Annotated in this window: 5 protein-coding genes and 1 pseudogene; 4 read left to right on the forward strand and 2 right to left on the reverse strand. The window is 40.4% G+C overall.

Annotated elements, in window-relative coordinates; translation table 11 throughout:
* Nucleotides 1–667, forward strand: a pseudogene (locus F7734_RS61565) (hypothetical protein); the annotation flags it as partial.
* 105 nt (nucleotides 668–772) lie between these two features.
* Here F7734_RS61565 and F7734_RS60325 read toward each other — a convergent pair.
* Nucleotides 773–2,149: a GH1 family beta-glucosidase gene (locus F7734_RS60325; protein WP_155753690.1), complete on the reverse strand. Its 1,377-nt coding sequence runs from the start codon at nucleotides 2,147–2,149 to the stop codon at nucleotides 773–775.
* Nucleotides 2,150–2,286: 137 nt separating this feature from the next.
* Here F7734_RS60325 and F7734_RS60330 point away from each other — a divergent pair, with 137 nt between their 5' ends.
* Complete coding sequence (locus F7734_RS60330; protein WP_155753691.1) at nucleotides 2,287–2,493, forward strand: hypothetical protein; 207 nt, start codon at nucleotides 2,287–2,289, stop codon at nucleotides 2,491–2,493.
* Nucleotides 2,494–2,741: 248 nt separating this feature from the next.
* On the forward strand, nucleotides 2,742–2,903 hold the full coding sequence (locus F7734_RS61570; RefSeq protein WP_166482838.1) for a hypothetical protein: 162 nt from the start codon (nucleotides 2,742–2,744) through the stop codon (nucleotides 2,901–2,903).
* Nucleotides 2,904–2,966: 63 nt separating this feature from the next.
* Here F7734_RS61570 and F7734_RS60335 read toward each other — a convergent pair whose 3' ends face one another.
* Complete coding sequence (locus F7734_RS60335) at nucleotides 2,967–3,281, reverse strand: hypothetical protein (RefSeq protein ID WP_155753692.1); 315 nt, start codon at nucleotides 3,279–3,281, stop codon at nucleotides 2,967–2,969.
* Between the two features lie 637 nt (nucleotides 3,282–3,918).
* Here F7734_RS60335 and F7734_RS60340 point away from each other — a divergent pair.
* On the forward strand, nucleotides 3,919–5,136 hold the full coding sequence (locus F7734_RS60340) for a VCBS repeat-containing protein (RefSeq protein WP_155753693.1): 1,218 nt from the start codon (nucleotides 3,919–3,921) through the stop codon (nucleotides 5,134–5,136).
* The last annotated feature ends 291 nt before the right edge of the window (nucleotides 5,137–5,427 follow it).

Consider the following 5,427-nt stretch of genomic DNA (forward strand, 5'->3'; position numbering starts at 1 on the left):
CACATTTATTGCACTCAAAGCTAAAAAATACAATTTTCCAGTTGCATCTGAGAAATTAGATTTTTCTGGAAAAAAGAAACTACTCTTGGAGAAAGGAAAAAAATATGCCAGAATGCTTTCATCATTTGCTTATTCCCAATGGAATGAAGCTTTAGATAATGCGTGCTCAAAATATGGCATATATCATAAGAAAGTAAATCCTGCCTTTAGTAGCAAAATTGGGATGCTCAAATTCATGTCCATGTATGGCATGAATTCTGCATCATCTGCTGCCTTCGTTATTGCACGTCGTGGCAGAAGATTTTCAGAAAGACTTCCAAAACTTCATCATTTACTTAATTCTCTACTTCATTCCAAGTCCACCTATCCGCAAGGAAAGCACGTTTGGTTTCAGTGGAGTCAATTGTCAAAGAGTCTTAAGTTGATTCCGAGACATCAATATTTTAATGCCCGTCCTCACAGGACACGAAAGGTTAACTCGTTTTGTCAGCTGACTTGCTCTGTAAGTTCGCTTAGACTTGATGAGAAGTTAATTCAATTAACGCTTTTCGATATTGGTGCGATTCCAATGGGTAACGATACAGTAACCGTTGCTGTGTCTAGGTCTAGAAAATCTCGTAGATGTACAAAAAATTCATTTACCCAGATTTCTCTAGATTTAAATTAGCGGTATAGTACTTGGAACGCAATGATTAAAATTGGGCGCAACCCTTCAGTTAATAACTAAGGGCTACTTCCCATAACCACTTCTAGGGCTTTTCCAAACTTAGCATCAAACGACGCTGTTTTGACGGATACACTCTGCATACCACTCAAAACTCGCTTTTGGGATGCGTTGTTGTGTTTTATAATCTACATATGTAATTCCAAAACGTCGAGAATACCCCCAAGCCCACTCAAAATTATCCATTAAGCTCCATACAAAATATCCCTTTAAAGGATACCCTTCACTCACAGCACGATGGGCTGCTTTGAGATACTGTCGCAAGTAAAAAATTCTGTCACTATCAATGATTTCTCCATGACTGTTAATTTCATCTTGCGCGGCGCAGCCGTTCTCCGTAATGTAAACTGGTAAGTCATTTCGCTCCAAAGTTTCACTGATATGACGAATGCCCCAATAAAGACTCTCTGGTACAATATTTAACCAGGGCATATACATTTGCGGATAACCTTTGGGTAAATCCAGAAATTCGTAACCGAGTTTATTATCCGCAGCACGAACATAAGTTCCAGTGTAGATATTTAAACCGATCGCATCTAGGGGTTGATGAATAATTTCCAAATCACCTGAGTGAACATCGGGCGCTTGTTCTCCCAATATATCAAACATGACTGGGCTGTAGTGACCTGTCAGTGCTGGAAAAATAACGCCACCATTTACCCAACTAGTTTGGAAAGCGTTTTTTGCTGCTGTAATGTTGGCACAGGATTCGTTAATTGGAACTGTAACCGAGATATTATCTACTAGGGAAACTTGACAGGGAATAGGTGAAGCTTCTCGGATTGCTTGGCATCCCAAACCATGAGCGAGTAAGGCATGGTGAGAAGTTTGCCAAACTTCCTTTGCACTTCCAACACGTTTGCCTGGAGCATGGGGTGCTTCTCGCTCCGCATCATAACTTAAATGAGTAAAACAGGGAATCTCATTCAGGGTTATCCAATGACTAATAAGCGATCCCAGCCGCTTGACAACTGCTTTCACATAATCGGCGTAATCATATGCCATTTGGCGACTTTGCCAAGAACCGTATAAATCCTCTAACGTTTGAGGGCTATCCCAATGAAATAGGGTAACGTGAGGAGTAATGCCATGCTCGTGCAAGCAGTCTACCAAGCGCTTGTAAAAATCAATACCTTCTTCATTGACTGTACCGCGCCCATCAGGAAGAATACGAGTCCAGGCAATACTGAAGCGGTAGTGTTTGATTCCCAAGGTTGCCATAAGTTGTACATCTGATTGGTACCGATGGTAATGATCGCAGGCGACAGCACCCGTATCACCGTTAAGCACTTTTCCCTGAGTGGCGCTGAAATTATCCCAAATGCTGGGTTTGCGCCCCCCTTCTTCATATGCGCCTTCAATTTGATAGGAGGCAGTGGCAGCACCCCAGTAAAAATCTTGCGGAAATTGGTAAAAATGCGTCATTGCTCTACCTCGCGACAGTTTGTAAAGTTTTAGTGAGGAAATAAAGCCTATCGAAAGAGAGATTGTAAAGATTTATTGAAAAAAGCGAAAATAACCGTATGGGCGGTTGTAGTTATTTCACTACATAGGTTGGGAGTATGATGTTAATCCGTGAGGTTGTTCAACAAGTCATAACAACTGGATATCTTACCGTTACTGCGGAAGAACAGTTGAGAAAACTTTTGCAAACAAAGTATGACGTAGAAGATTTTGATGCTTTTATGTCCTTGCAAGAAGCTGCAAGTTTGGGACAAATCCGGCAGGAGTCCCGCGACTTAATGATTTGCGAGCAGCAGGCAAAATAAGTGAGGGAGTTGGCTGTGATGCGATATTGCCTCTGTTGTCCTCAAACTAGTGCAGTTATGTCACTCAATCAAATGTAGTTCGGTGAATCTCTAAATCTATTTCTCAGATTTTGTCCGGAAATTACCTTAGCTAGAGTGATAATTGATGAAAATTTGGGAATACTGATTAATGTTCAGGCATTGATGGTATCTTTCATTGATGTGATGAGATTCACAAGTCCCCAGTTGGCAACAAAGAGGTAAATATTATGACAACTACACAAACTCAACCCAAGCAACAACAATCTTCTAAGAAGAGACAAAAATCTTTTACTTCTGTGGACATTGGCACTCCTTTAAGACCAATACGTCCGCGTTCAATCAAATCACAAGAGTGCGAACAACTTAGCGACTGGAAACACTCAAGTTAATGAAGCAGGGTTCTTTTCAAGAAAATACATACTGTAGCTGTGGTAAAAGCAATTCTGTCTTTCTCAAATTTCGGTTTTACACGGGCTTTTGCACCGTAAGGCTATTACGATTGGCTGTGGGTTTTGACGCTGCAACTTATTACCACTGCTAACCCTATCAATCTTTATTATGTTCGGTCTTGAAGGGGTTCTAGGTGATTCTTTTTCCAAGCGATCGCCTATTTCGAGAACAGAGAAAATTCTATCAAAAGCAACACTGTGTATACAGTCTTGTTTATTAAAAGTGTTTGTTGCTTTTGTTGCTTCAGTGACGTGTATTCCAGAAGCAACGATAAGAGAAATAGTTAACACTGAAGAAGTAAATAGTTTTAATCTCATAGTTTGAGAGTGCAAATATCAACAATTTGTGCTCTTTTCTATAACTAAAGTTAAGCTATTTATTCTTTTAGTGCAGTACTAAAAAGTCCTGAAAACAAGGGTTCTGACGAGTTAGAAAAGTCAGATTTTGTAAGAAATAGTAGGTTGGGTTGAGGAACGAAACCCAACATTTACAGATATTTGTAGAGCTTTCCCGTGGGGAAAGCCCAACCTACAAAAATTCGAGAGCCCTTGCAGTATTGGAGTAGGCGCTTCCCACCATTCACAACTGTGTAGCATCGCCCACCTTACAAAAATCGGTAATTCTAAAGCGCAAAGGGAGTAAACAGCAGAGGATAGGTTTAGGGTAGCAGTCCTTTAAAAAAAAGACCTCACACCTATATAAGCAATAGGCGTGAAGTAAATACACCAATCATTGTTTCCACTATAACTGAGAAGAACTATCATTTTATTTTTCTAGCATGGGTAGACGAAACTTACAGTTATAAATCGAACGGTACCTACAACCCTACCTACAGCCCCCTCATCAAGCATATGCAACTTTTACACATATGAATTCATCAGATGTTACCTTTTAACAGAAACATTATAAAAAAGCAGTTAAAAAAATGATGAACACTAGTCATCACCAAACATTATGTTTGAATCTAAAACCGTCAATTCTAAAAGTACTAGTGAACTTTCGTCTCTGCTAATCAACGGTAATTCTGAGGTTACAGATGCTTTAGCTACTAGTTTAGATTGGCAGCGAGCGTCACAAAATTGGCTAAGCGACTTGTCAGAGTCAACGCTTGCAACAACAGCAGCCAAAAACCCCAATCCCAATCCGCAGTACAGTAATGCAGCAATCGTTCCTGATTTTAACGGTGATGGCAAAACTGACAAGTTATGGCGTAATACCCAAACCAATGAAGTCGCTTTTTGGCAGATGGATGGCACAAGGGTAGCAATGGCATCCACCCCCAGACAGATAGATTTTTCTTGGGACTTTTCCTATGCGGATTTCAATCGTGATGGGAAAACAGATTTGTTTTGGCGTAACAAGTCAACAGGCGAGAATCTGATTTGGATAATGGATGGGGTAAACATTGCCTCTGAAGTTTATTTGGACAGAATCGATGCAGCCTGGACGGCGAGTATTGCTGACTTTAATGGCGATGGTAAGAGTGACATTTTCTGGCGCAACTCTCAGACAGGTGATAATGCAACTTGGCTGATGGATGACACTAGAGTACTTACTTCTGCTTTTATTGATGCAGTCGATTTATCTTGGACTGCTAGCATTGTGGATTTTAATGGCGATGGTAAGAATGACATCTTTTGGCGCAATACAGTATCTGGGGAAAATGCTGTTTGGTTTATGGATGGTACTAATACCTCAAAATATGGTTTGTCATCATTAGATCCATTATGGAATAACTACACTCTTGGTGATTTTAACGGCGATAGCAAAACCGATCTTCTCTGGCGCAATAGTCAAACAGGTGAGAACACCGTGTGGTTGATGAATAGTATTTTCATTACTTCTGGTTCTGTACCAAAGCTCGATCTCTCTTGGAAATCTAGCGTAGGCGATTTCAACGGCGATGGTAAGACAGATATTTTCTGGCACAATGAAACGACTGGTGAGAATACCGCTTGGTTAATGGATGGCACAACAGTTTCTACCGCTGCCTTCTTGCCTACAACTGATGTCGCCAAACAGCCTAAAATAGGAGATTACAACGGTGATGGTAAGAGTGATGTGTTCTGGCGCAATTACAACACTGGTGAAAATTTCATTTGGACTGTTAATGGGACAACGACCACTGAAACTCCTATAGACACAGTTTCTCCAGAGTGGATTGCCTACTAGTAAAGTTCTTGTACCACAGTATGACTGTAGGGACGCAGTGGGTTGCGTCCTTACAACGCGATACTGCAAGGGCTCTCGAATTTTTGTTTGTTGGGTTTCGTTCCTCAACCCAACAAACGTGTTTTCGTATTTTTCGACTTAACCGACAAGTAGCCAACGATTATAAGTGAAGGCACTAGTATGCGGTTATGCATTGGCTACCAAATTTGATATTAAAATACAGTTGCCCATGTTAGTATATTTTATTACTCTTTAGAAGAGATATTTATCATTATTCAAACAGTCTGCTTT

The sequence above is a fragment of the Scytonema sp. UIC 10036 genome, from assembly GCF_009725235.1.

Excerpts from the sequence above, each read along its gene's own strand:
- F7734_RS60325 (WP_155753690.1), bottom strand. The coding sequence starts at position 2,149 with ATGACGCATTTTTACCAATTTCCGCAAGATTTTTACTGGGGTGCTGCC.
- F7734_RS60330 (WP_155753691.1), top strand. The coding sequence starts at position 2,287 with ATGATGTTAATCCGTGAGGTTGTTCAACAAGTCATAACAACTGGATAT.
- F7734_RS60335 (WP_155753692.1), bottom strand. The coding sequence starts at position 3,281 with ATGAGATTAAAACTATTTACTTCTTCAGTGTTAACTATTTCTCTTATC.
- F7734_RS60340 (WP_155753693.1), top strand. The coding sequence starts at position 3,919 with ATGTTTGAATCTAAAACCGTCAATTCTAAAAGTACTAGTGAACTTTCG.
- F7734_RS61570 (WP_166482838.1), top strand. The coding sequence starts at position 2,742 with ATGACAACTACACAAACTCAACCCAAGCAACAACAATCTTCTAAGAAG.